This is a genomic window from Prochlorococcus sp. MIT2308 (assembly GCF_059772345.1).
Genome location: NZ_CM186283.1, coordinates 1,258,281 through 1,285,047, shown reverse-complemented (window position 1 = coordinate 1,285,047; position 26,767 = coordinate 1,258,281). Strand labels below are relative to the sequence as shown.

The window sequence follows — 26,767 nt, the reverse complement described above, 5'->3', positions numbered from 1 at the left end:
GTTTTTAAAAAGCTTTTCTTGGTATTGGTCCTAACCACTTTTCTAGCTTAGGGCTGAAAACTTCTCTGATTACAGTTAATTCTTTTTGTTGACGAAAAAAACGATAATGTCGGCTCCAAAAAGGACCATCTTCATTAAATTCTACTTTCAGCCACTTCGCATTAACTAATCCTAATCCATCTACTTCTCTAAAAAGTTCTGAGCGTCCTTGGGTCAAGCTTTTCCAGATTGGTTGATCCTTATTTTGTAGATGTTTTTCTGCTTCTTGATAATTCCACCAGCTTTCAGCCCATGCCAGTGTTAAATCTCCACATGTAAGCCAAACTTGTCTTCTTATTAAAGGTGGCTCAAGCTCATTAACTTCTTCTGGAACTCCATTTTGATTATTATTTTCCATAGCCATAGATATGACCTTTATGGCAACCTCATGTCCTGTTAAAAGCTTCAGATGCCTGGTTGGGCTGCCATCACCAAGTAGCATTAACTGCCATGCTCCAGATAGTTTGTAGTTACCTTTTCCTGAAAGAACACTTTCTTTCGAGGCTTTCCAAATTACTTCAGGGGAAGGTAATTGAGATTGGTGTGAATTCACTTTTATCAGCTTGTTATTTTAAGTTGATCTTTTCTCTCAGTTTTTTTCATTTGCTCTATTTTTAACCATACAAGAAGTGCAGTAAGGTCAGCTTTGCTCACACCAGGGAGTTGAGCGGCATGCCCAAGGCTTTTCGGCTGAGAAATTGTTAATTTTTCTCTTGCTTCTTTCGAAAGTGTTTTTATATTATTATAGTTTAAATTTTTTGGTAATAATTTTTTACTTTGTTGTTTAAATTGGTTTATTTGAGCTTTTTGTCGTTCTAAATAACCGGTATACTTGATATCTATTTCAACTCCTTCTTCAACATCTAAAGGAATACTTTCGGAGGCTAAATGATAATTAATTAAGTCTTTATAGTGAATATTTGTTCTTCTAAGGAAATTTGCTAGCGTTATTGAACCTTTGATAGGTGTTCCAGTTGAGGAATATATTTCCTTTGCACATGTATCGCTTTCTTTAATTCGTTCTTTTTCTAATCTTTCTTTCTCTTGATCGATCAACTTTTGCTTAGCATTAAATATTTTCCATCTTCTTTCATCAATTAATCCTAATTTGTAACCTAAGGGGGTTAAGCGCCTATCTGCATTATCACCCCTTAGGATTAATCGATATTCACTTCTACTAGTTAATACCCTATATGGTTCTTTTAAATCTTTTGTAACTAAATCATCAATCATAGTTCCTATATAACTACTTTCTCTTTCAAAAATAATTCCTTCTTTATTGTTTACTAATCTTGCAGCATTTAAACCTGCAACTAAACCTTGTGCAGCAGCTTCTTCATACCCTGTTGTTCCATTTAGTTGACCTGCACTGAATAAACCACTTACTCTTTTTGTTTCTAGTGTTCCTTCTAATTGTGTGGCTGGAATATAGTCATATTCTACTGCGTAAGCAGGTCTAAGCATTACACATTTTTGTAAGCCTGGCAGAGTCCTTAAAAGCTCTAATTGCAAGTTTTCTGGCAGTCCAGTTGAGAAACCTTGTACATATATTTCTGGAGTATCTCGACCTTCTGGCTCTAGGAAAATTTGGTGCGAATCTTTGTCAGCAAAACGTACAATCTTGTCTTCAATGGAAGGGCAATATCTTGGGCCTTTACTATCAATAAAACCTCCATAAATAGGTGTTAAATGAAGATTATTTTTAATAAGTTGGTGTGTTTCTTTTGTTGTTCGAGTTATGTGGCAACTCATTTGTTCTCCACTTTTCCAGGAAAGAGGATCAAAAGAAAAGAATTTGTCGGAAGCATCGCTTAATTGCTCATCAAGAGAATCCAGATCAATACTTCTTCTGTCGATTCGAGCAGGTGTTCCTGTTTTTAAACGATCAGTAGTAAAGCCTAACTTTCTTAATTCTTCAGTTAACCCCTCAGAGGCTTGCTCTCCTGCTCGACCTGCACTCATGGATTGATTGCCAATCCAAATTCTGCCTCCTAGAAATGTTCCTGTTGTAAGTACAACGGCTTTTGCATGAAAAACGCTTCCAAAATAGGTTTTAACTCCCTTTATAAATCCAATTTTCTCTTGAATTTCTGGCTTATGGTCTTCAATCTTTTTGGGATAATGTTCAATTTCTAGCCCAGTCACCATTGCTTCTCTAATCTTAAGGTTTGGAGCGTTTTGAAGAATTTTCAACATTTCATGGGCATATAATCTCTTGTCTGTTTGTGCTCTTAATGCTCTAACTGCTGGACCTCTGCTTGCGTTCAGGACTCTTTTTTGAAGAGCTGTTAAATCGGCTAATTTTCCGATTATTCCTCCTAGCGCATCAACTTCATGAACTAATTGACTTTTAGCTGGCCCCCCTACGGCAGGATTACATGGTTGCCATGCGATTCGATCTAAATTTAGTGTAAATAAAGCTGTATTCAATCCTAATCTGGAAGTAGTCAGGGCGGCTTCGCAGCCTGCATGACCACCTCCAACAACAATTACATCAAAACTTTCATTTGAGGATTGTTTAGTAACCATCAATTAAGCATTTAGGAATTTTTTTTTCGAAAAATTAAGCGGCAAGGTTTCTAAATCTAGTAAATTGGGGTTCGAAAAGTAATTTAACTGTTCCAACAGGCCCATTTCGATGTTTTGTCACGATAACTTCTGTAATTCCTTTATCAGTAGTTTCTGGATTGTAATACTCATCCCTATAAATCATTAGGACCAAGTCCGCATCTTGTTCAATAGAACCTGATTCACGAAGATCACTGAGCATTGGTCTTTTATTTGTTCTTGATTCAACTCCTCTACTTAATTGAGATAAAGCGATGACAGGAACTTTCAGTTCTCTTGCCATGCCTTTAAGACCTCGAGTAATTCTTGAGATTTCTTGAACTCGATTATCTGGCGAGGTACCCTCCATTAGTTGTAGATAATCAATCACAATTAGTCCTAGCTCTTTGCCTTGCTCAGCGATTAGGCGACGACATAATGACCTCATTTCAAGAACACTTGAATTTGGTTTATCGTCAATGAATATTGGTAATTGACCAAGAGTGTTAATACCTTGACCAAGTAATGGCCATTCATCTTGTTGCAAACGCCCTGTCCTTAATCTACTGCTTTCAATACCTACCTCGCTTGAAAGCAGTCTGTAAGTCAGTTGCTCTTTACTCATCTCAAGACTGAATACACAAACAGGTAGATCATGAAGTTGAGCTACGTTTTTAGCCAAATTCAAAACAATTGAAGTTTTTCCCATTGCCGGTCGTCCTGCAACAATTATCAGATCGCTCCTTTGAAGTCCTTGGGTCATTGCATCCAGATCGTAAAAATTAACTGGTATTCCTGCTACTGATGTGCCAAGCGATCTACTTTCTATTTCATTGAAGGTACTTGTCAGGATTTCTGCAGTAGGTGTTAAACCTTTTGATGGTTGTTCTTGGCTAATAGCAAAGATTTTCTGCTCAGCTTGATCAATGGCCTCTTCCATTGGGAGGCTTTGATCAAAACCTAATTTGATCACATCATTCCCTGATTTGATGAGTTGTCTGCGCAGAAATTTATCGCTAATTAATTTAGCAACTTGTTCGATTGAGGCTGTAGATGTAACCCTCTCAACAAGTTCAACTAATCGATTATTTCCTCCAACTTTTTCTAAAGAATTTGTATCGGCTAGCCAAGCACTCATAGCTGTTAAATCTGTAGGCTTTCCTTGGCTATGAAGCATTAGTGCGGTTCTATATATTTCTCGATGAGCAGATATGTAAAAAGCTTCAGCTTGTAGCAAATCAGCTATTCGTCCTATTGCATCAGGATCCAATAAAATTCCACCAAGAACAGATTCTTCTGCTTCCAAATTTTGTGGTGGTATCTGATCAGGTTGAGCTTCAAAACGAGGCTTATCAATCTTGGAATTATTAAAAGCTCCAAAATCTCTAGTTTGTTTTGAAAAATCCCCGTTGTTTGAAGAGGGGGTGCTTATCATTTATTGCTTGTTGGACAAGGACACTTACTTTGGCCTGTTCAGCCAAAGATGCAACTATTAGTAACTAGTAACTTCAAGGTTTATTTCAGCATTCACTTCGTTGTGAAGCTTGATTTGTACTTTGTATTTGCCAACACCATGTATCTCTGGGACGGATATGTCTCTACGATCTATTTCCTTTTTAGTTGCTTCTTTTACAGCCTCTGCTACATCACCATTTGTTACCGTTCCAAATAAGACTCCATCCTCTCCTACTTGTTTTTTCACAGTAAACCTTCCAATTGTTGTAAGAGCTGTTTGAAAATCAATTGCTTCTTGCTTTTTAGCAGCTTCTTTTTCGGCTTGTTTTGCTCTTCTATGTTCAACTTGTTTTAGAACAGTGGGCGTTACTGGTAAAGCTTTCTTGTTAGGTAATAAAAAGTTTCTTGCAAAACCAGGAGCGACCTCAACTAGGTCACCATCTTTGCCAAGACTTTTTATGTCTTCATTCAGAACAACTTGAACTCTCTTAGCCATGGATTGAAAATGAATTAATACTTTGAACCATGTTGATAATATTACGATGCGATAGGGAGTCTTATTTTTTTAGCTAACCCAATTGCTTTCAAAAACCGTATGTGTTGCCAAGTTAGATCTATTTGCTTTCTTTGAAGGCCGTGCTTTGCAGAATTAGGAAAAGCATGATGATTATTATGCCAACCTTCACCAAATGTCAGTGCGGCTACCCATTTATTGTTTTTTGAATTGTCTCCACTCTCATATGCAGTAGTACCCCAGCAATGAGTAGCTGAGTTAACTAGCCAAGTTATGTGATAAACAAAAACAAGTCTTAGAGGAATCCCCCATAGGACCATTGCCCATCCACCAACACCAGCTGATTGGCCAATTAAATAAAGCGTTGCCCCTAAAGGTATTTGCAAAAGTAAAAAGTTTTTATTTAAGAAACGGTAGTAAGGGTCTTTGATTAAATCTCCAGAAAGTCTCGGAACGGCTTTCATGGCAGGAACATCTTCAAACATCCATCCCATATGACTCCACCAAAATCCTTTGTTGCTGTCATGATGATCAGCTTCAGTATCGGAAAAAGTATGATGATGCCTATGAAGACCAACCCAATCAATTGGTCCATGTTGGCAACTCAATGCTCCACAAGTTGCAAAAAATCTTTCAAGCCATTTTGGAACTTGAAAAGAACGATGTGATAAAAGGCGATGATATCCTGTAGTTACTCCCAAGCAAGCAGTTACCCAATACAAGAAAATAAATCCAGAAAATGCTAGCCAGCTCCAAAATTTAGGTTGTAAGGTAAATATTGTTAGAGCGTGGATTGTCAACATAAATATGACTGTTCCCCATCTCCTCCTGGATCTTTGGTTCTGAATTCGTCTAGGTACATGTCCTTGGAGCTTTTTGGATGCAGCCATTGCTTTTTCAGCAGCAACTGGTTTTTTTAATGGAGCCGAAGCCTCGATTAAACTTGAAACCATTAGTGATCCGTCTACTTAGTGTATATAATATACGATAAGGATCCTAATCAGGTCTTGTGATTAGTCTTGAATGTGATTTGTGACCTCTTCTAGTTTCCGGGAACAATTGAATGCAGGTAGAAGGGCGATGGCTCATCTTGTGCATGTCTGGCATGAGCGTAATGGCTGGTCTCATAAAGTTTTGCCTGTTTTGGCTGAATGCTTGGATTTAGGGAGGGTTCATAGTTCTCAGATTTCAAACTTAAGAAATGGAAAACTTGTATCTCCAAGTCCTGAAGTATTTTTTGCATTGGGTAAAGTAAATCAAGTACTTTTTCGTGGGTTAGAAAACATAGAAAATCAAATATCAAGCGTTTATCCTGAGCTGTATAAATCACTTCAAGAGTCGGCAATTGCTGTTGAGGGCAATAATGGTCACCCACTTTCTGCCGGGGACTTTTTTGAGATTTTTGTTGGTTTAGCTTCTTTACCTTCCTCTTTTGATTGGTTTATTGAGGAAGCTGAGGCTCCTGTGCTTAGTGCTGCTTTGGCTGATTATTTGTGTAAAGGTAGATCTTGGAGAATGTGTAGACAACAAGTTATGTCTGCATATCCAGTAAGTAAAAAACAACGAAGAGAAAGATTTGAAGCAGTTATGGCTGGTTTAAAAGATTACACCGCTGAAGAACTTGATGGTGAATTGTTAGATTTACACGCAACGAATAAATTGTTAAATACAAATAATTTGCAAGGTGCTGATGACTTTTTGGAAAATCTACGCCAAAGAGGTTTACTACTTAAGGATCAAGAAAAATTAGAAATTATTTTTTCAGATTAACTTACGAAAACTTTTAATTTATATAAAAAGACAATATGTTTAAAAATTCTGCTAAAAATTTCATTGAAAATATTGAAAAAAAATTATATTTATCTATTAATGAAAAGACTGATAGCATAACATTTAAATTAGAAAAAGTATTAAAGGCTTTTTCTGATTCTCATTTAAATGTACAACATTTTGCTTCTATAACAGGATATGGGCATGGAGATTTAGGGAGAGATATCATTGATAAAATTTTTGCAGATATTTTAGATTGTGAAAAAGCAGCAGTAAGACTTCAGTTCGTAAGCGGAACACATGCTATTACGTCATCTTTATTTGGTGTTCTAAGACCAGGTGATGATTTATTATCTGTTACCGGGAGGCCTTATGAATCACTTGAAGAAGTAATTGGATTAAGGGGAAGTGGGCAAGGATCTTTGATTGAGTTTGGTATTAACTATGAAGAAATATCTTTAACAAATGATGGAAATATAGATTTTCTAGCTTTAGAAAAAGCTTTAAAAAAACCTAGAAAATTAATTTTTATACAACGTAGTTGTGGTTATACATGGCGTCCATCTTTGAGTATTGAAGTGATCAAGGAGATTTGTTATTTATGTCATAAGATGCAACCTAATTGTATTTGCTTTGTTGATAATTGCTATGGAGAATTCGTTCAAAATAAAGAACCAACGTCAGTAGGGGCAGATTTGATTGCAGGTTCTTTAATAAAAAATTTAGGGGGAACTATTGTTCCTACTGGTGGATATATTGCGGGGAAAACTGATTTGGTTGATAAAGCATGTTGCCGCTTGACTGCTCCAGGTATTGGATCTCAGGGTGGTGTTACTTTTGGCTTAAATAGAACTATTTTACAAGGACTTTTTCTCGCACCTCAAATGGTTGCAGAGGCTTTAATTGGTGCGGAAATTATTGCCACTACATTTAGCGAATTGGGCTTTCAAGTGTTACCAACCTCAGGTTCTATTCGAACTGATTTGATTCAAATAGTCAGAATAGGCGACCCAAAAATACTAAAAATTATTTGTAGGTCTTTTCAGGCAAAGTCACCTATTGGATCTTTTCTCGACCCAATACCTGCCCCAATGCCAGGATATGAAAATAACTTAGTAATGGCTGGAGGAACTTTTATAGATGGTAGTACTAGTGAATTTTCTGCTGATGCTCCTATGAAACCTCCATTTGATCTTTTTATTCAAGGAGGATCTCATCGCTCACATGTCAAAATTGCTTTGATTCATGCACTATCCAATTTATTTCAGGCAGGATTGATCAAATTGCCCCAGAATGATTAAGCGTTTTACGTTTTGACGCAAATGGCTTTTTCCTTCCCAAATCATTTTCGTTTTGCTGACAGTCATGAATATGCTTTTGCTGATGATGCTTTAGTTCGAATTGGTATCAGTGAATTTGCTGTAGATCAGTTAGGAGATATCGTTTTTGTTGATCTACCAGAAGAAGGCACTGCAATAGCCAAAGGTGAAAGCTTTGGCTCAGTTGAATCTGTAAAGGCTGTTGAAGATATGTATGCGCCAATAAGTGGGGAAATTGTTCATAGAAACAATTCTGTTTTGGCAAGTCCAGAGGAACTTCAGAATGATCCTCATGGAGAGGGGTGGTTATTAATAATTCGTCCTGATAACCCTGATCAATTAAAAGAGCTTATGGATTCAGAAAGTTATGCTAAGAAAATTGGTGAGTAAAATTTTACTGAATAATTTTTTCTTACAACAAATTGGGAAATTTTTCTCTACACTAGCCTTCTTTCCAATAACTTAACTTGCTTGTGCTTGAGAACAAGCTCATGTCAAAAGCAGAATTAAAGGATCCAACTTTTAAGTCTCGCCATATAGGTCCCACTATTGAAGATGAAGCTTTAATGCTTCAAAAACTTGGTTTTCAAAATTCGGAAGAATTTATATCTTCTGTAATACCTAATGAAATCTTTGATTCAGAAATTACTGGTGCTTCTATTCCAAATAGCTGTGATCAAAATGAGGCGTTAAAAGAAATTAATATAATTGCAAAGAAAAATGTTGAATATCGCTCGTTAATTGGCCTTGGTTATCATTCAACAGTCATACCTCCAGTTGTGCAAAGAAATGTTCTGGAAAATCCAAATTGGTATACCGCTTATACTCCATATCAAGCAGAAATATCGCAAGGTAGATTAGAGGCTTTATTTAATTTTCAGACTTTAATAAGTGAATTAACAGGTCTGCCCATATCAAACGCGTCTTTGCTTGATGAATCAACTGCAGCAGCTGAGGCAATAAGTTTGAGTTTGGCTGTTAGGAAAAACAAAAAAGCTAATAAATTTTTAGTAGATCAAGAGGTTTTGCCTCAAACTTTTGATGTATTAAAAACTCGTTGTGAACCACTAGGAATTCGATTAGAGGTATTTGATAACAACAACTTTGAGATAGACAATAATGTCTTCGGAATACTAATTCAATTACCTGGCAAAAATGGTCGGATTTGGGACCCAACTTCAATAATTAATCAAGTACATGAATGTGATGCAATTGCAACTATTGCAATCGATCCATTGGCTCAAGTTTTGATTAAACCCATGGGAGAGTTCGGTGCTGATATTGTCGTTGGAAGCGCGCAAAGATTCGGAGTTCCTATTGCATTTGGTGGACCACATGCAGCTTTTTTTGCAACAAAAGAAATATATAAAAGGCAAATACCAGGAAGAATAGTTGGCCAGTCAGTTGACTTAGAAGGCAATCAAGCTTTGAGGCTTGCCCTTCAAACGAGAGAGCAACATATTCGAAGAGACAAAGCAACTAGTAACATTTGTACTGCTCAAGTTTTATTGGCTGTTCTTTCTTCTTTTTATGCAGTACATCATGGCCCAAATGGTCTTGAACAAATAGCAAAAAAGATTGTCAAATATAGATCATATTTTGAATCTATACTAAGTACTCTTGAATATCCTTTAGATAGATATTCCAGGTTTGATAGTATAGATATTTACTGTCCAGAAGCATCAAAAGTTGTTCAGTTTGCCTCCGAAGAAGGATATAATTTAAGAGTGCTTCCTATCGGATCAGATGTTATAAATGCTAAAGGCTTTGGTGTGACTTTTGATGAATTAACTTGTGATGAAGAAATTTATAAATTACATCAAATACTTGCAAAGGCTAAAGGAAAAAATATCAAAGATTTATCTGTATTAATTAATGAAAATGAACTTTTAATAGATATTCCACTCCGCGAAAAACCTTGGCTTCAACAACCGGTATTTAATAAATATCAAAGCGAGACTGACTTAATGAGATATATACATTTTTTAGTGTCGAAAGATTTTTCTTTAGTTCAAGGAATGATTCCTCTTGGAAGTTGCACAATGAAATTGAATGCAGCGGCTGAACTTTTACCCATTGAATGGAACGAGTTCGCTTCTCCTCATCCTTTTGCTCCTCAAGGTCAATTAATGGGTTTCCAGGAGATAATTAATGACCTTGAAGATTGGCTATCTGCTTTAACTGGCTTTCAGGGAGTTTCTCTTCAGCCCAATGCAGGTTCTCAGGGAGAATTTGCTGGTTTGCTAGTAATACGTTCATGGCATCAGTCTATTGGAGAGGTGCATAGAAATATATGCTTGATCCCAACAAGTGCACATGGCACCAATCCAGCTAGCGCAGTCATGTCTGGCTTTAAAGTTGTTTCTGTTAAATGTGACGAGTACGGTAATGTTGATTTAGAAGATCTAAGAAGTAAAGCAAAAATTCATTCAAATAATTTAGCTGCTTTGATGGTTACATATCCTTCAACTCATGGAGTATTTGAACCAAATATTCGTGAAATGTGCCAAATCATTCATCAAGAGGGAGGTCAAGTATATTTGGATGGTGCCAATCTGAATGCTCAAGTAGGTATTTGCAGGCCTGGATCTTACGGCATAGATGTGTGCCATTTAAATCTTCATAAAACTTTTTCTATTCCTCATGGAGGAGGAGGCCCAGGAGTGGGTCCCATAGCTGTGGCAAGTCATTTGGTCCCTTATCTCCCTGGGCATTCAATTGTTAAGTGTGGAGGCGAAAAGGCTATTTCGGCAGTCTCAGCCGCTCCATTTGGCAGTGCCGGAATATTGCCCATCAGTTGGATGTACATTCGGATGATGGGTAGAGATGGGTTACGCAAAGCAAGTTCAATCGCAATTCTCTCTGCTAATTATTTGGCAAAACGACTTGATCCTCATTATCCAGTCCTGTTTAAGGATCCCAATGGTTTAGTAGCTCATGAATGCATACTAGATTTAAGACCTTTAAAGAGTCAGTTAGGAATCGAAGTTGAAGATGTTGCCAAGAGATTGATGGATTATGGATTTCATGCTCCAACCATAAGTTGGCCTGTTGCAGGAACTTTGATGGTTGAACCAACAGAAAGTGAAAGTTTGACTGAACTAGATCGTTTTTGTGAAGCGATGATAGGAATAAGAGAAGAAATCGAACAAATAAAATTAGGAAAGATTGATCCTATTAATAATCCTTTAAAACAATCTCCTCATACTTTAAAAACAGTCACATCTGATGATTGGGATAGACCGTATTCTCGTAAAGAAGCAGCTTACCCATTGCCAGATCAAGAAAAATATAAGTTTTGGCCATCAGTTTCTCGTATAAATAATGCTCATGGAGACAGGAATTTAATATGTAGTTGTCCTTCGGTTCAGGATTTAGAAAATATTAATTCTTTGTGAAGACTGGTTAAAACTTGTTTTATTAGTTAAATTTCAAGCGAAAACCAAATTATTGGTTTTATTAGGCTGTTTTGCAATTTTTTTATTAATTTTTGCCGCGGCTTTAAATTACATGGGGACCAAATGAACAACAAGACATCTTTTGATCTGGAAGATCAAAAGAACAAAAAGGATGACTTGTCCTTGCCCTCTTTTTCTAATTGCTTTGAGTCTGTTTTAAATAAAGGAGAACTTTTACAAGTTGCTGGAACAAATGTAGTTCGAGTCCCATTTGGGGTTCGTCAGCCTAAGAAACAAAGGCCAGCCAAACTTTCTACATGGGCAACTTTGGTATTACCTTTGCAATCATTTGATTCCCCAACTCCACCTCCTCATGCTGCTTGAAAACTAGGCAGCAAGCTTTGACTTTGATTGTTTTTGATCTAGTACGCCTGCGTAATAACGTCTTAATTGTTTTGTAGCTCCTGCCCAACCCCATCTTTCCGCTTCTGAGCGAGCTGCTTTTCTCATTGCAGTACGTTCTACTTCGTTCCCTAATAACTTTTTTGTAGCCTCAATTAAACTTAAAGCCCCATCATCATCTCCATCGGGATTGTATAAACATCCATTTTTTCCATCTGAAATGATATCTGGGATTCCACCTTTATTTGCTCCTACTACTGGGCATCCAGCAGCCATTGCTTCTAAAAGAACTAATCCCAAAGTTTCTGTACTTGAAGGAAATAAGAAAGCATCTCCAGATGCATAAGCACTTGCTAATTCATTCCCACTTAGATATCCCACAAATGTAGTAGAGGTTCCCTGGAAAAATTTTTCCAATTGTTGTCTGTGTGGACCATCTCCAACAAGAGCTAGTCGAGTGCTTGGCAATGCCTCAAGTACAGGTCTTATTCTTTCAATTTGCTTTTCGGCTGAGAGTCTACCGACGTATATCAATAAAGATCCTTCATCACTAAAGTTTCCTAAAAGACGCTTTCTCATTTGTTCGTCTCTTAGTTCTGGTTTAAAAATGTCTGTATCAACTCCACGTTGCCATAAAGCGGTATTTTGAATTCCTTTTTCTGAGAGCTCATGCACCATTGCAGTGGAAGTACACAAGTTTAGGGTTGCTTGATTATGAGCGGCTTTTAACAATTCCCATAAAAGTGGCTCTAACATCCCCATTCCATAGTGTTCTAAGTACTTAGGTAAATGAGTATGGTAACTGGCTACAAGTGGAATATTGTTTGTTTTGGCTAACCAAATACCACCCAATCCAAGCACAGCAGGATTAACGACATGAATGAGGTCTGGTTTGAAATCGTCTAATTCATCTGAAACACCCGGACCAGGCAACCCTAATTTGAGTTCTGGATAGAGGGGTAATGGCATCGCGGGAACACCTATAACTTTTGCACCCATATAGCTCGATGGACAGCCTTCTGGACAAAAAATGGTAACCTCATCACCTGACTCAACTAAATTTTGAATTGTTTTAGTTAGACGCGTTACTATCCCATCAACTTTTGGTAGGAAAGTTTCTGTAAAGAAAGCTATTTTCACTGAGCGTGTCTGTTCAAGATTTTGTGTTAGTTAGATTTAGGATTTATTGATTGCTTTTGCTTGGGTTGATGTCCATGCAGATACACAAGGTATTCGTTTTAAATCGCATCTATTAGAGAATTTTTTCGCGACATTAACAACTTCTTCTAAAAGTCCATTATCGAGTGTGGTGGGGTCTAATCCCAGCTCAATAAAACATCGATTATCAACTATTAAATCATTTTCTACTGCTTCGTTTCTTGGATTTGGAAGATAATCAATTTTCGCTCCAGTAAGAGATGCTACTTTTTTTGCTAATTCCCCAACTTGGTGACTTTCAGTCATTTGGTTGAAAATTTTCACCCTTTCACCTTTTTCTGGAGGGTTCTCCAGTGCAAGTTGAACACATTTTACTGAATCTTGAATATGAATAAAAGCTCTTGTTTGTCCACCCGTACCATGGACTGTTAATGGATATCCAATGGCAGCCTGCATTAAAAATCGATTTAATACTGTCCCGTAATCACCGTCATAGTCGAATCGATTAGTCAGTCTTGGGTCACGGCTTGTGACATCAGTATTTGTTCCCCATACAATTCCCTGATGTAAATCAGTGATTCTGATCTGATCGTTTTTGTTGTAGTAAAGAAAAAGCAATTGATCAAGCGTTTTTGTCATGTGATAAACGCTTCCAGGACTGGCTGGATGTAAAATTTCCTCTTCAAATCGACTACCATCTGGTTGAGGTACTTCCACTTTTAAGTAACCTTCAGGAATGGTTGCGCCTCTATGGGAGCCATAGCCATATACCCCCATTGTACCAAGATGAACAATGTGAATATCTAATTGAGATTCAACAATTGCGGCCAAGAGATTATGAGTACCATTGACATTGTTATCAACCGTATATCTCTTGGTTGCGCTGCTTTTCATGGAATATGGAGCAGCTCGCTGTTCAGCAAAATGAATTATTGAATCAGGCTTTTCCTCGATCAAAAGATCTAAAAGCTTTTGATATTCAGAGGCAAGGTCTAAATGAATAAATTTAATAGGCCTTCCACCTATCTCAGACCAAGCTTTAATCCTTTCACCAATACTTGTTATTGGAGTTAAGGATTCAACTTCAAGGTCTATATCGATTTTGCGACGACTGAGATTATCCACGATGAATACATCATGACCCTTGTCAGCAAGATTGACTGCACAAGGCCATCCGCAGAAGCCGTCACCACCAAGAACGAAAACTTTCACTCTAAACTCCTAAAGAAAGAGCAAATGCTCATTTTATTCAAGCTACTACAAGGGTTTCACTTGATTGTTAAAGAATATGCGATAAGCCCAATTACAAGGATAACTCCAGCAAGGGTAAAAAGCCAAGAACCTTTGTTGCCACTGCTTTCTTTTGTAAGGATTTCAATTCTTGGTTCATCCGCAAAAACGTTAAGCCTGCCTTGACTTTCCTTAGTGACTGCCATGTTTTTTTGTTTATTAGCCTATAACGTTACTAATTTTTAACGAATTACTCTAATTTTTTGAAATAACTCCATCTGTTGGGGAACTTGGATAGGCAAGTTGGCTCTCTTGGAGCCTTCCAGATAGAAAAGCTTCTCTGCCAGCTTCAGTTGCCTTTGAGAAAGCTTGAGCCATTAATTCCGGGTCTTTTGCTAAAGCAATAGCACTATTGATTAGAACCCCATCAGCACCCATTTCCAATGCTTGAGCTGCTTCACTTGGAACTCCAATACCTGCATCAACAATAATTGGAATATTAGATTCTTCGATAATCATGGCAATGTTTGCTGCATTTTTTATGCCTTGAGCAGATCCAATAGGGGAACCAAGAGGCATAACAGTTGCACATCCAATTTCTTCAAGTTGCTTGGCAATTAATGGATCAGAATTGATATATGGAAGAACAGTAAATCCTTCTTTAACTAATTTTTCTGCTGCTTTTAAAGTTCCAATCGGGTCTGGTAATAAATATTTTTTGTTAGGAATAACCTCTAATTTGACAAAATTATTATTCTCCTGACCTGATAACTTTGCTAATTCTCGGCCCATTCTTGCTACTCGAATAGCTTCTTCAGCATTTGTGCATCCTGCAGTGTTAGGGAGCATCCATATACTTTGCCAGTCTATTGATTCCATTAATCCTTTATGTCCATTTTCTAGTCCTTGAATTCTTCTGACTGCGACAGTAACTATTTCACATTTTGTATTTACTATGCTTTTTTGCATTACCTCTAAGGATGAGTATTTACCAGTTCCTATAAGCAGCCGACTGTTGAATTGTTTATTTCCTATTTTGAGAAATTGATTGGTTTTATGCATGAGTAAAATATGAAGAGTTATGATTTATTCAGAAACCTTTTTTATTCAATAATTGATTTTTATCTTTTCCAATTATACGTTCAAGTCTTTTAATTTGAGAAATTGCAGTTTTGTTTTTTGGATCTAGTTTTAAGACCTCTTGATAATTTTTATAAGCTTCATCTTCTTTTAGTAAACGTTGATATGCAAAACCGAGATTATTTAGTGCAACTGGATATTCAGATTTTGCTGTTAATGCTTTTTTATAGTGAATTACTGCTGATTTAAAGTCATTTTGAGCTGCAAGTGCAAATCCTAATGCATTTTCAATAAGTGCTTTAGCTTCTTTTGGTTCGCCATCAAGTTTTTTTAGGGCTTGTTTTAAAGTTGATGTGGCTTGAGGATATAATCTTTTCTTTAATTGAACAGATGCTAACTCATACATTTTAGCTGAATCTTCTTTTGTATTTGAATCTTCTTTTTCTAATTTTATGAGCTTCAATTCATCTTTTCTTACTTTAAATAGTTGCCTCCCTACTAAAATAGCAATAATTACTAATAGTAAACAAAGTCCTATTAAATAAGTTTGTGGAAGATCAATAATCATAATCTAAAACTTAAGTACTAGTTTGTTGATTTTATAGTAATTATTTATTATTAGCATATTCTTAATTTTTGGAATTTCTTCTTTATTCTTTTATCTTAATTAATCATTTCTACAGGGTTTAAAAAAGTAAAAACAATACTCAAGCAGATTTATCATTTTGAATTAGCTGCAATATTTGTGAATGTTTGAGGATCTGTTACAGCTAATTGAGCCAACATTTTTCTGTTGATTCTTACATCTGCTTTCTTTAATCCACCAATAAATTTACTGTAACTTAGCCCATTTAATCTTGCAGCGGCATTAATCCTTGCAATCCAAAGTCTTCTGAAATCTCGCTTTCTTCTTCTTCTGTCTCTATAAGCGTTACAAAGAGCTTTCATTACTCTTTGATTTGCAGTTCGGAACAGAGTTCCATTCCCTCCTCTAAAACCTCTGGCTAGACGAAGGATTTTGTTTCTACGTTTTCTAGCAACATTACCTCTTTTAACTCGTGCCATAATTAAAAATTAGAAATCAAAAAATTGAACTAATAAACGTTCCGAAGAAGTCTTAAGCATAGGGAAGCATAAGGCTTACGTTGTCTGCATCACGTTCGTCTACGACTGCTTTTGTTTTAAGGTGCCTTTTTAATTTAGGACTCTTATGGTCGAGTAAGTGATTGTGAAACGCACGACGTCTCATGAACTTGCCAGTGCCTGTTGCTTTGAACCGCTTTGCAGCAGCTTTGCGGGTCTTGAGCTTTGGCATTGATAAAGCGTGGTTAGTCTATAAGAATACGTCCTTGAGCTCACTTAAGCCAACCCAAAATTATTAAATTCTTGCTGGAAGGAGACTTTTGTTGTGATTAAAAGCTATTTACGCGTTAAAAAGCGTTTTTTTGTTTTTGGTTTTTTTCTCTTGATTGGGTTTCATCTTTACTATCAAGTCTCTCTTGCGAATTCTCGCAAAGTTAAGTTTTTTCCAACTCATCAGGTGCCACCAGAAACACCTTCAATAAGTTTAGAAAAAAATGTACTGCTTGTTGGGATTAAGCCATACATAGGAAAGGAAATCATGAATGACAATTTTTCGCCAGTTTTGAACCTTTTAAGTAATGGTAGAAACTTGATTTTGAAAGATGCGAATGGAGTAGTTCGAAAAGCTAAAGAAATTAACATTGGTTGGGGAGCAAAACAATTAATAAATCCACAAGTGTTTGCTCGAAATAAAATTGGCCCCTTCTCAAGTTTCGAGTCTGCTGAAAGGCTGGCGAATGATTTAAAAGATAAAGGTATTGAATCAGTTATTGCTCATCCGTTGGATTGGGAAGTTTGGGTTTCAGGTGAGATCAAGATTCCACGATCTATTAAGTCGACTTATCAGAAAATAAAAGTTTCAAAGATTGTTTTTCCTTATTTAGATGGAAGTAGTGGGAAGATTGCCCTCAAGGGTCCTATCTCTTTGCAAGCCCCTGATGGGTTGCGCTGGGGGAAGGGGATATATTTGGGTCCGTTTTCAGTCCAGTCAGATGCTTATGGAACTTGGACACTAGTTGAACATGTGCCTATCGAAAGATATTTAAATGGAGTAGTTCCTCACGAAATAGGCGCCAGCTCTCCTGAAGAAGCACTTGCAGCGCAGGCAATATTAGCTAGAACATGGGCCTTCGCCAATAGTCATAGATTCAAAGTTGATGGATACAATCTCTGTAGCGATACGCAATGTCAGGTTTATAAGAATACATCTAAGGCCGATCAAAAAATTAAAACAGCCATTAAAAAAACTACTGGTAAAATTCTTACTTGGAATCAAAAGCCAATAAATACTGTTTATCACGCAACAAATGGAGGGGTAATGGCTTCTGTCGAGGAAGCATGGTCAATTAATCAAGTTCCATACTTGAAAATGCGCTTGGATGGACCAAAGAATTGGACTCGGACGGTTAATTTACCTCTATCAAATGAGAAATACCTGAGATCTTTTCTGTTTTCAAAGTCTGAGGCTTTTGGTTCTGATCATCCACTTTTTAGATGGGAGAGAACGCTAGACGCCTCTAAAATAGCTAAACAGCTAAATCAAGCTCAAAAAGTTAGAACCACTTTTTACCCAAGAAAAATTAAGGTTGTAAGTCGAGGAAGTAGTGGTCGAGTTACTTCGTTGAAAATTGACGGACATACTGGCACAGAAACCTTTCTTAAACTTGATGACATTCGTGGTGTCTTAAGACAATTACCAAGCACGTTATTTGTTGTTAAAGAAATTAAAGAAGGTAAATGGCTTTTTTCTGGTGGAGGTTTTGGCCATGGAGCAGGCATGTCTCAGTCTGGGGCTATAGATTTAGCAAAAAATGGATGGACTGCCAAACAAATTCTTTCTCATTATTATCCAAATACGAAATATGGATTTTTGCCTTAGTGATGAAAGACTCTTAGAGTCATTAGTTGATAAAAGGACTACTCCATGGCTTTAGCCAAAATCAGTGGAGAAAACCGACGCATTAAATCAATATTGTTTTTGATTTGCTGCGCTTTGGTAGGAATTTTTCCTCATTTGTTGGAGCCTAGCAATAATCTATTCCCTTCCATTACTTTGGCTGTCTTGCTGGGTGGCTATGGTTTAAGGGTCGTTTTACGAGAGAGTAGGCAAAATTATCAATTACAAAAAGAGTATCTAATCAATAATGAAACTTTTTTTGAAACTCTTCCTAAAGTTGATGTGTTGGTGGCAGCCCGCGATGAAGAAAATGTAATAGAGCGATTAGTTTCAAGACTTTTGTCAATTGAATATCCAGAGGATAAGCTTTCTCTATGGATAATTGATGATGGGAGTCAAGATCGTACCCCTTATTTATTACAAAAATTACGTACAACTTTCTCCCGGATTAATGTGTTAAGTCGTCCATCAATGAGTGGTGGTGGTAAATCAGGTGCCTTGAATTCTGTATTGACTAAAACTGATGGAGAATGGTTATTTATTCTTGATGCTGATGCACAATTACACAGCAATGTATTACTTAGGGCAGTAGCCCTTGCTTTGAATGGTGGATGGTCTGGCGTGCAGCTGAGGAAATCAGTCGTGAATTGTGAGTTAAATCAAATTGCTGTGTATCAAGCAATGGAGATGGCCATGGATGCTGTTATTCAACGAGGCAGACTTGCTTGTGGTGGGGTTTCGGAGTTAAGAGGTAATGGTCAATTAATCAATAGAAAAGTTCTTGAATCATGTGGAGGATTTAATGAACAAACTATCACTGATGATTTAGATCTAAGTTTCCGTTTTTTATTAACTCGATCACCAATCGTAATCATGTGGGATCCACCTATTCAAGAGGAAGCAGTGGAATCCTTATCGGCTTTATTTCGACAAAGAAAAAGGTGGGCTGAAGGTGGCTTACAAAGGTTTTTTGATTATTGGCCCTTATTGTTCTCCAAGCGACTATCCAACTTTAAAAAAATAGATTTATCTTGTTTTTTCTTATTGCAATATGTCTTACCAGTTGTATCATTTATAGATTGTCTTGTGTCAATTATCTATTTTGAAATGCCACTATATTGGCCTTTATCTATTGTTGCATTTGGTATTTCTAGTATAGCTTATTGGAAAGGATGTTCTCAAAATAGTGAAGGTCCAAACTTACCATCTCCTAACTTTATTAATATACTTGGAGCAACAATTTACCTTGCACATTGGTTTATTGTCATACCATTTATAGTCTTTAAAATGTCATTATTTCGTAAAACATTAATTTGGGAAAAAACAGATCACATTGGATCTTGATTAAATTATTTTAATCATTCAAGATTGATAATTTCGCCGTTAAAAAAATCTGCAAATTGCTTCGCTTTTTGATCAATAGAATTTGTCTCTAAATTATTTTTTGATTCTATTCTCTCTTCTTTTAAATTACTTTTATCTTGATTTTTATCAATTTTAAATTGATTGCTTGGTTCAGATTTTTGTAAAACTTTTTCTTCTTTTTTATTATTAGATAGACTATCTTTTTGTTGTATTAAAAGAACTTTTGTTGATGACCCTGTTGCTTTATAAAAAGCATCTTCAATAAGATTTTTACGACTTTGAATCATATTTATCCATTTTTCTGAGATTGCTATTTCAGCAGAATCTGAGTTTAAATTTATTAATTTAGCTTGTTGTGAAAGTAGCATTTTTGTTGAAGGAAGCTCAAGCATAGCTAAAACTTTTTCCCAGATTTGATCAAGATTTATTTCTTTAATTGGTTTCGATTCTTTTTGAATAGATTTTTCCTCAATTTTTTCTTTTTTGTTAATTGAAGCTATTTGCTCTGATGTATTTTTTTCAGGATCAGAATTATTTGAGATAGTTTCTCCTCTAATGGATTCTTTCATCCTTTTAAATTCTTTGAAATCTTCTTCTGAAAGCATTCCAAGTAAATTAATTTCTAACCACAATCTAGGTTGATTACTATTTCTAATATAGTTTTCTGAGCCTTTTAATTTAGACTGCAGGCTTAGTATTTGATCAAGATTAATAGACTTTGCTAAGTCATTTAAACCTTCTCTATTCTCTTGAGAAATTTCACATAAATCAGTTGGTTGATTTGTGACTTTTGTGATAACTAAGTCTCTTAATATAGATGCAATTCCTTGTAAAATTGCAATTGGCTCTTTCCCTATATTAATTAGGCGATTGCAAATATTTAAAATAGAATTAGGATCTTTCTTTATTAACGATTTAGCTAATATTAGCAATTCTTCTTCTGGTACAGCCCCTATAAGATTAATGATATTTGATTGAGTTATTGGCGGAGAAAGTAAGCTAACTTGATCAAGTAAGCTTTCTGCATCTCTTAATCCCCCTTGGGAATGCTTCGCAATTAAGGAGATCGCTTCTTCATTGATTACTATTTTTTCTTTTTTAGCAATACTTGTTAAATGACTTTCTAAATCCCCTAGACCTATTCTTCGAAAATCAAAGCGCATACACCTACTAAGAATTGTAGGTAAAACGCGTTGGGGATCTGTAGTAGCAAGAATAAAGACTACTTGTCGAGGAGGTTCCTCTAATGTTTTTAGAAGTGCATTAAATGCCGCAGTTGAAAGCATATGACATTCATCTATTACATAGACTTTCCAGCGAGCTTTTGCAGGAGCAAATCTAGACCTTTCTATTAGTTCACGAATATTTTCAACACCCGTATTAGAGGCTGCATCAATTTCGATTACATCCAAAGCATTCCCAGCATTAATTCCTTTGCATAAGTCACATTTTCCGCATGGGTCGGTTGTAGCTTTTTCACTTTTTAAGCAATTCAAAGATTTAGCGAAAATTCTTGCACTGGATGTTTTACCTGTTCCTCTAGGCCCAGAAAATATATAGGCAGGGGCTATACGGTTGGTGATTAATGCTTGTTTTAGTGTGGCTGTGATGGGATCCTGACCCACAAGTTCGTCAAAGCTTGTGGGTCTATATTTATGGTGTAATGGTTCATAAATATTTATCATTTGTACTTACAGATAAATATGAATTTGATATTAGTTTTTTGATCATATTCTAAGTTGATAATTATTGCTGAAATATTTGACTAACTTTATTTTTGAAAATTTTCTAATTGCTCTAATTAAAATATATAAAGTTATTTGAAAAGCTTATTTCTCTAGGCAGATTCTTTAACAATTCTTTTTTCGTTTGATAAAAGAGGCACTACCTTTCCGCCTGTAATTTCATCGACCATTTCTTTTGTTACATTAAAGTTTTTGATCTTAGTTTGAGATGGAAGACTATACATCAGCTCTAGCATGATTTCTTCAACAATTCCTCGTAAAGCTCTAGCTCCAGTTTTTCTTTTGTAAGCTTCTTGGGCAATTGCCTCAACAGCCTCTTCATCAAATGAAAGTTCTACATTATCCATACTTAATAAGGTTCTAAATTGTTTTATTAAGGCATCTCTGGGTTCTGTCAATATAGATTTAAGAGCTTTAGCATTTAATGGTTCCAATATTGCAGTGACAGGCATTCTTCCAATAAATTCGGGAATTAGCCCATATTTCACTAAATCGTCAGGCTCAAGTTCATTAATGAAGTCTGCACCAATTCGTTCTCGATTGGTTTTGCTTCTAGCTCTACTTTCGTTTGGTATGAAACCAATTGAATTTCTTCCAAGTCTTTTTTGCACTACATCTTCTAAACCAACAAATGCTCCGCCACAGATAAAGAGTATTTGGCTTGTATCGATTTGAATAGAATCACCATAGGGATGCTTTCTTCCTCCTTGCGGTGGAACGTTAGCCGTCGTGCCCTCGAGCATTTTTAATAGGGCTTGTTGGACGCCCTCTCCCGAGACATCTCTGGTAATCGAAGGATTTTCACTTTTTCTAGCAATTTTGTCAATTTCATCGATATAAATAATTCCTCTTTGTGCTAAATCCACATCCATGTCTGCTTTTTGCAAGAGTCGCAAGAGAATGTTCTCTACATCTTCACCAACATATCCAGCCTCAGTAAGAGTTGTTGCATCAGCGACAGCAAATGGAACATCGAGCATTTCAGCTAGGGTTTGAGCAAGTAATGTTTTGCCGCATCCAGTTGGTCCGATTAAACAAATATTGGATTTTTGTAATTTCGTTGCTGTTAGATCAGTCTCGCCAGAACCGTCTCCTTTCCATGCAAGTCTTTTATAGTGATTGTAGACAGCAACTGACAGGATTTTTTTGGCTGGTTCTTGACCAACCACCTGATCATCTAAAAATTTTTTAATTTCAATTGGCTTTGGAATGGAAGCCAAAGTTGGAGCAGGCTTTGTTGTGGTTTTTGTGGCAGCTTTTGCTTTACGGCTTTGTTCATGTCCACTTCTTTGATGATTTGGATTATCAATCAGTTCCTCATCTAAAATTTCGTTACATAAGTCGATACATTCGTCGCATATGTAAACTCCTGGACCAGCAATGAGTTTCCTCACTTGATCTTGGGCTTTCCCACAAAAGGAGCATTTAAGATGGGCCTCAAACTTTGCCATCGAGCTCTAAAAAAAACAGGTTGGATGGACCGATCATTAATTTTATTCAGTCTCAGTTAATAGGATCATTGAGGATTGATGCCTTGTCAGCTTTCCTTAATGATTCATATGGAGTTGAGATTTGAAACCACTTTGTCGATCAGGCCATATTCAACCGCTTCTTGAGGAGAAAGAAAGTGGTCTCGATCAGTGTCTTCTGAAATCTTTTCAATATTTTGCCCAGTATGCTCGGCTAAAAGTGAATTGAGAGTTTCTTTTAAGTAGAGAATTTCTTTGGCTTGAATTTCAATTTCAACAGCTTGACCTTGAGCTCCACCAAGAGGTTGATGAATCATTATTCTGGAATTGGGTAATGCAAGTCTTTTACCTTTAGTTCCTCCAGAGAGAAGAAAAGCTCCCATGCTTGCTGCAAGGCCATAACAAATTGTTATGACATCAGGACTTACTTGCTGCATGGTGTCATAGATGGCTAGTCCCGCAGTTACTGATCCTCCTGGAGAGTTTATATACAATTGAATATCTTTTTCTGGATCATCAGCTTCTAAAAAAAGCATTTGAGCCACTAACGCATCTGCAACTTGGTCGTTAACATCGGTACCTAGAAAGATGATTCTTTCACGCAGTAATCGAGAATAAATATCAAATGCCCGATCACCTTGACCTGATTGTTCAATTACTGTAGGTAGAACACCTGGTCCTGAGAATAGACAAGAGTTATTCCAGAAATTATTAATGGGATGATTTTGTCTTGCTTCAATCAACTTAGAACTTTAGTAGTCAACACTGTTAATCTATGCGTAGAAATTAGGATTTGGGGGTTTTAGAACTTTTCTTTTCTTTATTGATTTTTGTTGTTTTCTTTTTAGAACTTTTCTCCTTGCTTGGATCCTTTGCCTTTCCAGGCGCTTTTTCTAAAATAGTATTATTCTCCTCAAGCCAAGCAAATAACTTTTCTTGCAACAAATCATCAGTAACAGCATCTTTAAGACGTTTCTCGTCGATATTTTTTTCATTTGATAGTTTTATATCAGCTTGAACTTCTCTCAGCTTTGTATTGATTTCTTTTTGTGAGACCTCAATTTTTTCCGACTTGGCTAGAGCATTTAGAGCGAGTTTTTGACGAAGTTTTTTTTCTGCTTCCCCTTTTGAAGACTCCATTAATGATTTCACAAGTTCTGGAGTAAACATTGATTTGACATCAATTCCTTGTTGAGCGAAATTTTGAGCTGTTTGTTCAACAATTACACGAACCTCTTGATCAATAAGACTTTTTGGTAACTCCACTTCAAGTTCTTTTACTAAAGCATCAAGCAGTGAGTCTTGACGATTTTTTGTTTGTTTTCTATCAGTATCCTCTTTGAGCCTCTTTTCAAGATCTGCACGTAAGTCAGTCATATTCTCTTTATCACTCGCTTGCTTGGCAAAATCGTCATTTAGTTCAGGTAATTCTTTGATTTTTAAATCTTCTAGATTGACTTTGAATTCAGCCTTTCTGCCTTTGGCATCTTCTTGATGATAATCCTTGGGAAATTCACACTTTAATGTTTTTTCATCATTAATATTCATTCCTATTACCCCTTCAATGAACCCAGGAATCATTCGGCCTTCTTCAAGTTCTATTTCTATTGAATCCGCGCTTCCTCCTTGAATTTCGCTCCCATCATCTGTGAAATTCCCTTTAAAACTTAAAAGAGCAATATCTCCTTTTTTCGCGGCTCGACCACTGATTGGGACCTTGGTTGCAAGTTGCACTCTAGATTGCTCAATGAGTTCATCTACTTTTTTTGGATCAAAGATTAAAGTTTCTACTTCAGCAGTTAGACCTGAAGACTTTTTTAAAGTTGGTATTGGGGCTATATCAGTTTCAAGTTTTAATTTAAGAATTTTTTCAGGGTTAAAATTTTCTAAAATTGTTTCAAAACCATCTTCCAACTCTGGCTCACATAAAGGTTCAATACCTTCTTGATCTAGTGCTTCTGTCCATACTTTTTGCAAAAGTGATTCTAGAGCAGAGGCTTGTATTCTTTTTACTCCAAGCTGCTGGATGACTACTGCTTTTGGAACTTTACCTTTGCGAAACCCAGGGATTGAAATAGACCTGCTGAGTTTACTTAAAGCTTCGTTGTAACTATTTTTGCATCGGTCTGCGGGCACCTCAACCTCAACAGCAATTCTGCTATTGGGTTTTGAACTGGTTGATACTTTTAATTTGGCAGCACTCATTGAAACGGAATTCTCAAATTTGGTTAGCGTACGAAAGCGTTAATTCACTTCCAAAGCTATTGTGGCCTAAAAAGTATCTAAAAATTTGTTATTTGTTGATTTTTCCAATAAGAAAAAATTTTTTGTTAAACCTTTTTATTCTCTTTATCAAGTTTGAACCCACAGTCTCTTCTCCCAAATAGACCTCTTACAGTTGCCATCCTGGGATCGAGTGGGGCTGTAGGTAAGGAATTATTGGCTTTGCTTGAAGAAAGGTCTTTCCCAATTCATAAATTAATTTTATTAGCTTCTCATCGCTCTGCTGGTGAGCTTCAGAATTTTTGTGGAAGCACATTGAGAGTGCAAGAAACAACTCAAGAGATCTTTCAAAATGTAGATTTAGTTCTAGCTTCGGCTGGTGGTTCAGTATCCCGTAAGTGGAGAGATACAATAAAAAGTTATGGAGGATTGATGATTGATAATTCAAGTGCATTTCGAATGGACGAAAATGTTCCTTTGGTTGTGCCTGAAGTCAATCCCAATGCTGCAAGTAAGCACAAAGGTTTAATTGCTAATCCTAATTGCACAACTATTTTATTGGCATTGGTTCTAGCTCCATTGCATAGACATATTCCTATTAAGAGAATTGTTGTCTCAACTTATCAATCGGCCAGTGGTGCAGGTGCTATGGCAATGGAAGAATTGGAAAAATTAAGTCAAGAAGTTTTAAATGGAGGAACACCAAAAAGCAAAGTTCTTCCTTATTCGTTGGCATTTAATCTTTTTTTGCACAACTCACCCTTGCAATCAAATAACTATTGCGAGGAAGAAATGAAAATGGTTAATGAAACTCGAAAGATTCTTGGTGTCCCAGAACTTGCTTTGACAGCAACGTGTGTAAGAGTTCCTGTTTTAAGGGCGCATTCTGAAGCAGTCAATATTGAATTTGAAAAGCCGTTCCCAGTAAAAGAAGCTTATGAGATTTTGGAATTTGCTCCTGGAGTTGAGATTCTTGAGGATTTTGACAAAAATCGTTTTCCTATGCCTGAAGATGTAACGGGTAGAGATTCAATATCAGTTGGTCGTGTAAGGAAGGACATTAGTAACCCCAATGCTTTGGAACTATGGTTATGTGGAGACCAGATACGAAAAGGAGCTGCACTTAATGCAATACAAATTGCTGAACTTTTATTGCCAAAATCATGAGTCAGTCTGCATTACTATCACCAGCTCCTTTTGGAAGAATGTTAACCGCAATGGTTACCCCCTTTGATGAAAATGGGAAAGTTGATTATGGTCTAGCTGCTGATTTGGCACTTTATTTAGTAAATCAGGGCTCAGATGGCATTGTTGTATGCGGAACAACAGGAGAATCGCCGACTTTAACTTGGCAAGAACAAAAAAAGATGCTTGAAACAGTAAGAAATTCTTTAGGCTCTAAAGCTAAAGTTTTGGCTGGTACGGGAAGCAATTCTACCTCTGAGGCAATTGAAGCTACCAAAGAAGCAGCCAATTCAGGCGCTGATGGGGCATTAGTTGTTGTTCCTTATTACAACAAACCACCTCAAGAAGGATTAGAAATTCATTTTCGCTCTATCGCCAATGCCGCGCCGGAGTTACCTTTAATGCTGTATAACATTCCTGGACGGACAGGTTGTTCGATATCGCCTAGTATTGTAAGTAAGCTTATGGATTGCAGTAATGTAGTCAGTTTCAAAGCTGCAAGTGGAACAACAGACGAAGTGACTCAATTAAGAAACTATTGCGGATCAAATTTAGCTATTTATAGCGGTGATGATGCTTTGGTTTTACCAATGCTTGCAGTAGGTGCAGTAGGTGTGGTCAGTGTGGCAAGTCATCTTGTTGGTCTTAATTTGAAGAAAATGATAGAGAGTTTCTTTGAAGGTAAATATGATCAATCACTTTATTTGCATGAGACATTACAACCTCTTTTTAAATCCCTTTTTGCAACCACAAATCCTATTCCTGTTAAAGCGGCACTTCAACTCATTGGTTGGTCTGTTGGACCTCCTCGAAGTCCTTTAGTCTCTTTAAACAGTGAAATGAAAGAAGAACTCGTGAAGATACTCTCTTCTATGAGATTGATTTGAT

25 protein-coding genes are annotated in these 26,767 nt (G+C 36.6%); 9 read left to right on the top strand and 16 right to left on the bottom strand.

What is annotated here, in order from left to right; all coding sequences use genetic code 11:
- Nucleotides 1-4 precede the first annotated feature (4 nt).
- The 5 genes from AC6EIW_RS07440 to AC6EIW_RS07420 are packed head-to-tail and all read right to left on the bottom strand — an operon-like array spanning nt 5 to nt 5,508.
- Nucleotides 5-592: a chorismate lyase gene (locus AC6EIW_RS07440; RefSeq protein ID WP_498520040.1), complete on the bottom strand. Its 588-nt coding sequence runs from the start codon at nt 590-592 to the stop codon at nt 5-7.
- Between the two features lie 5 nt (nt 593-597).
- Nucleotides 598-2,568: a tRNA uridine-5-carboxymethylaminomethyl(34) synthesis enzyme MnmG gene (gene mnmG, locus AC6EIW_RS07435; RefSeq protein ID WP_498520039.1), complete on the bottom strand. Its 1,971-nt coding sequence runs from the start codon at nt 2,566-2,568 to the stop codon at nt 598-600.
- A gap of 34 nt (nt 2,569-2,602) precedes the next feature.
- A complete protein-coding gene (dnaB, locus tag AC6EIW_RS07430) occupies nt 2,603-4,021 on the bottom strand; it encodes a replicative DNA helicase (RefSeq protein WP_498520038.1) in 1,419 nt (472 codons plus the stop codon).
- Between the two features lie 57 nt (nt 4,022-4,078).
- Entirely contained in the window at nt 4,079-4,537 is a 459-nt protein-coding gene (gene rplI, locus AC6EIW_RS07425) for a 50S ribosomal protein L9 (RefSeq protein ID WP_498461703.1), read from the bottom strand.
- Between the two features lie 41 nt (nt 4,538-4,578).
- Nucleotides 4,579-5,508, bottom strand: a complete 930-nt coding sequence (locus AC6EIW_RS07420; RefSeq protein ID WP_498520037.1) for an acyl-CoA desaturase — start codon at nt 5,506-5,508, stop codon at nt 4,579-4,581.
- A gap of 127 nt (nt 5,509-5,635) precedes the next feature.
- Here AC6EIW_RS07420 and AC6EIW_RS07415 point away from each other — a divergent pair, with 127 nt between their 5' ends.
- The 5 genes from AC6EIW_RS07415 to AC6EIW_RS07395 all read left to right on the top strand — a co-directional run bounded on the left by AC6EIW_RS07415 (nt 5,636) and on the right by AC6EIW_RS07395 (nt 11,426).
- Nucleotides 5,636-6,325: a DUF8644 domain-containing protein gene (locus AC6EIW_RS07415; protein WP_498521626.1), complete on the top strand. Its 690-nt coding sequence runs from the start codon at nt 5,636-5,638 to the stop codon at nt 6,323-6,325.
- Between the two features lie 35 nt (nt 6,326-6,360).
- On the top strand, nt 6,361-7,626 hold the full coding sequence (locus tag AC6EIW_RS07410; RefSeq protein ID WP_498520036.1) for a methionine gamma-lyase family protein: 1,266 nt from the start codon (nt 6,361-6,363) through the stop codon (nt 7,624-7,626).
- Nucleotides 7,627-7,647: 21 nt separating this feature from the next.
- Nucleotides 7,648-8,034 carry a glycine cleavage system protein GcvH gene (gcvH, locus tag AC6EIW_RS07405; RefSeq protein WP_498520035.1) on the top strand — a complete coding sequence of 129 codons (387 nt, stop codon included), beginning with the start codon at nt 7,648-7,650 and terminating at the stop codon, nt 8,032-8,034.
- Between the two features lie 101 nt (nt 8,035-8,135).
- Nucleotides 8,136-11,042 (top strand): aminomethyl-transferring glycine dehydrogenase, encoded by a 2,907-nt coding sequence (gene gcvP, locus AC6EIW_RS07400; protein ID WP_498520034.1) that lies wholly within the window; start codon nt 8,136-8,138, stop codon nt 11,040-11,042.
- 123 nt (nt 11,043-11,165) lie between these two features.
- Entirely contained in the window at nt 11,166-11,426 is a 261-nt protein-coding gene (locus AC6EIW_RS07395; RefSeq protein WP_498520033.1) for a hypothetical protein, read from the top strand.
- A gap of 3 nt (nt 11,427-11,429) precedes the next feature.
- Here AC6EIW_RS07395 and AC6EIW_RS07390 read toward each other — a convergent pair whose 3' ends face one another.
- The 7 genes from AC6EIW_RS07390 to rpmI all read right to left on the bottom strand — a co-directional run bounded on the left by AC6EIW_RS07390 (nt 11,430) and on the right by rpmI (nt 16,227).
- Nucleotides 11,430-12,584 (bottom strand): glycosyltransferase family 4 protein, encoded by a 1,155-nt coding sequence (locus tag AC6EIW_RS07390; RefSeq protein ID WP_498520032.1) that lies wholly within the window; start codon nt 12,582-12,584, stop codon nt 11,430-11,432.
- 36 nt (nt 12,585-12,620) lie between these two features.
- Complete coding sequence (locus AC6EIW_RS07385; RefSeq protein WP_498461696.1) at nt 12,621-13,814, bottom strand: NAD-dependent epimerase/dehydratase family protein; 1,194 nt, start codon at nt 13,812-13,814, stop codon at nt 12,621-12,623.
- Nucleotides 13,815-13,870: 56 nt separating this feature from the next.
- Complete coding sequence (locus AC6EIW_RS07380) at nt 13,871-14,038, bottom strand: high light inducible protein (RefSeq protein WP_269609104.1); 168 nt, start codon at nt 14,036-14,038, stop codon at nt 13,871-13,873.
- Between the two features lie 49 nt (nt 14,039-14,087).
- Nucleotides 14,088-14,894 (bottom strand): thiazole synthase, encoded by an 807-nt coding sequence (locus tag AC6EIW_RS07375; protein ID WP_498520031.1) that lies wholly within the window; start codon nt 14,892-14,894, stop codon nt 14,088-14,090.
- A 28-nt stretch (nt 14,895-14,922) separates the two neighbouring features.
- Nucleotides 14,923-15,480, bottom strand: coding sequence for a tetratricopeptide repeat protein (locus AC6EIW_RS07370; protein ID WP_498520030.1), 558 nt, complete (start codon nt 15,478-15,480; stop codon nt 14,923-14,925).
- Between the two features lie 152 nt (nt 15,481-15,632).
- Nucleotides 15,633-15,977, bottom strand: coding sequence for a 50S ribosomal protein L20 (rplT, locus tag AC6EIW_RS07365; RefSeq protein ID WP_498520029.1), 345 nt, complete (start codon nt 15,975-15,977; stop codon nt 15,633-15,635).
- Between the two features lie 52 nt (nt 15,978-16,029).
- Complete coding sequence (rpmI, locus tag AC6EIW_RS07360; protein ID WP_498461692.1) at nt 16,030-16,227, bottom strand: 50S ribosomal protein L35; 198 nt, start codon at nt 16,225-16,227, stop codon at nt 16,030-16,032.
- Nucleotides 16,228-16,452: 225 nt separating this feature from the next.
- On the opposite strand from rpmI, the gene AC6EIW_RS07355 reads away from it, so the two are divergent.
- On the top strand, nt 16,453-17,874 hold the full coding sequence (locus AC6EIW_RS07355) for a SpoIID/LytB domain-containing protein (protein WP_498520028.1): 1,422 nt from the start codon (nt 16,453-16,455) through the stop codon (nt 17,872-17,874).
- 45 nt (nt 17,875-17,919) lie between these two features.
- Nucleotides 17,920-19,236, top strand: coding sequence for a glycosyltransferase family 2 protein (locus tag AC6EIW_RS07350; RefSeq protein ID WP_498520027.1), 1,317 nt, complete (start codon nt 17,920-17,922; stop codon nt 19,234-19,236).
- Between the two features lie 14 nt (nt 19,237-19,250).
- On the opposite strand, the gene AC6EIW_RS07345 is transcribed toward AC6EIW_RS07350, so the two are convergent.
- From AC6EIW_RS07345 to tig, 4 genes are all read right to left on the bottom strand, one after another.
- Nucleotides 19,251-20,942, bottom strand: a complete 1,692-nt coding sequence (locus tag AC6EIW_RS07345) for a DNA polymerase III subunit gamma/tau (protein WP_498520026.1) — start codon at nt 20,940-20,942, stop codon at nt 19,251-19,253.
- Nucleotides 20,943-21,094: 152 nt separating this feature from the next.
- The gene (gene clpX / locus AC6EIW_RS07340) at nt 21,095-22,453 is read right to left on the bottom strand and encodes an ATP-dependent Clp protease ATP-binding subunit ClpX (RefSeq protein WP_498520025.1); all 1,359 of its coding nucleotides are present in this window, start codon (nt 22,451-22,453) and stop codon (nt 21,095-21,097) included.
- A 104-nt stretch (nt 22,454-22,557) separates the two neighbouring features.
- On the bottom strand, nt 22,558-23,214 hold the full coding sequence (clpP, locus tag AC6EIW_RS07335; protein ID WP_498506270.1) for an ATP-dependent Clp endopeptidase proteolytic subunit ClpP: 657 nt from the start codon (nt 23,212-23,214) through the stop codon (nt 22,558-22,560).
- A 43-nt stretch (nt 23,215-23,257) separates the two neighbouring features.
- On the bottom strand, nt 23,258-24,676 hold the full coding sequence (gene tig, locus AC6EIW_RS07330; protein WP_498520024.1) for a trigger factor: 1,419 nt from the start codon (nt 24,674-24,676) through the stop codon (nt 23,258-23,260).
- A gap of 153 nt (nt 24,677-24,829) precedes the next feature.
- Here tig and AC6EIW_RS07325 point away from each other — a divergent pair, with 153 nt between their 5' ends.
- Nucleotides 24,830-25,861 (top strand): aspartate-semialdehyde dehydrogenase, encoded by a 1,032-nt coding sequence (locus tag AC6EIW_RS07325; RefSeq protein ID WP_498520023.1) that lies wholly within the window; start codon nt 24,830-24,832, stop codon nt 25,859-25,861.
- Complete coding sequence (dapA, locus tag AC6EIW_RS07320; RefSeq protein ID WP_498520022.1) at nt 25,858-26,766, top strand: 4-hydroxy-tetrahydrodipicolinate synthase; 909 nt, start codon at nt 25,858-25,860, stop codon at nt 26,764-26,766. The genes AC6EIW_RS07325 and dapA overlap by 4 nt, the downstream gene beginning before the upstream one ends.
- The last annotated feature ends 1 nt before the right edge of the window (nt 26,767 follow it).

Coding starts and splice junctions, on each gene's coding strand:
- AC6EIW_RS07420 (WP_498520037.1), bottom strand. CDS start 5,508: ATGGTTTCAAGTTTAATCGAGGCTTCGGCTCCATTAAAAAAACCAGTT.
- AC6EIW_RS07345 (WP_498520026.1), bottom strand. CDS start 20,942: ATGATAAATATTTATGAACCATTACACCATAAATATAGACCCACAAGC.
- dapA (WP_498520022.1), top strand. CDS start 25,858: ATGAGTCAGTCTGCATTACTATCACCAGCTCCTTTTGGAAGAATGTTA.
- AC6EIW_RS07395 (WP_498520033.1), top strand. CDS start 11,166: ATGAACAACAAGACATCTTTTGATCTGGAAGATCAAAAGAACAAAAAG.
- mnmG (WP_498520039.1), bottom strand. CDS start 2,568: ATGGTTACTAAACAATCCTCAAATGAAAGTTTTGATGTAATTGTTGTT.
- gcvP (WP_498520034.1), top strand. CDS start 8,136: ATGTCAAAAGCAGAATTAAAGGATCCAACTTTTAAGTCTCGCCATATA.
- tig (WP_498520024.1), bottom strand. CDS start 24,676: ATGAGTGCTGCCAAATTAAAAGTATCAACCAGTTCAAAACCCAATAGC.
- AC6EIW_RS07370 (WP_498520030.1), bottom strand. CDS start 15,480: ATGATTATTGATCTTCCACAAACTTATTTAATAGGACTTTGTTTACTA.
- rplT (WP_498520029.1), bottom strand. CDS start 15,977: ATGGCACGAGTTAAAAGAGGTAATGTTGCTAGAAAACGTAGAAACAAA.
- AC6EIW_RS07410 (WP_498520036.1), top strand. CDS start 6,361: ATGTTTAAAAATTCTGCTAAAAATTTCATTGAAAATATTGAAAAAAAA.
- dnaB (WP_498520038.1), bottom strand. CDS start 4,021: ATGATAAGCACCCCCTCTTCAAACAACGGGGATTTTTCAAAACAAACT.
- AC6EIW_RS07375 (WP_498520031.1), bottom strand. CDS start 14,894: ATGCATAAAACCAATCAATTTCTCAAAATAGGAAATAAACAATTCAAC.
- AC6EIW_RS07380 (WP_269609104.1), bottom strand. CDS start 14,038: ATGGCAGTCACTAAGGAAAGTCAAGGCAGGCTTAACGTTTTTGCGGAT.
- gcvH (WP_498520035.1), top strand. CDS start 7,648: ATGGCTTTTTCCTTCCCAAATCATTTTCGTTTTGCTGACAGTCATGAA.
- AC6EIW_RS07350 (WP_498520027.1), top strand. CDS start 17,920: ATGGCTTTAGCCAAAATCAGTGGAGAAAACCGACGCATTAAATCAATA.
- clpX (WP_498520025.1), bottom strand. CDS start 22,453: ATGGCAAAGTTTGAGGCCCATCTTAAATGCTCCTTTTGTGGGAAAGCC.
- AC6EIW_RS07415 (WP_498521626.1), top strand. CDS start 5,636: ATGGCTCATCTTGTGCATGTCTGGCATGAGCGTAATGGCTGGTCTCAT.
- rpmI (WP_498461692.1), bottom strand. CDS start 16,227: ATGCCAAAGCTCAAGACCCGCAAAGCTGCTGCAAAGCGGTTCAAAGCA.
- rplI (WP_498461703.1), bottom strand. CDS start 4,537: ATGGCTAAGAGAGTTCAAGTTGTTCTGAATGAAGACATAAAAAGTCTT.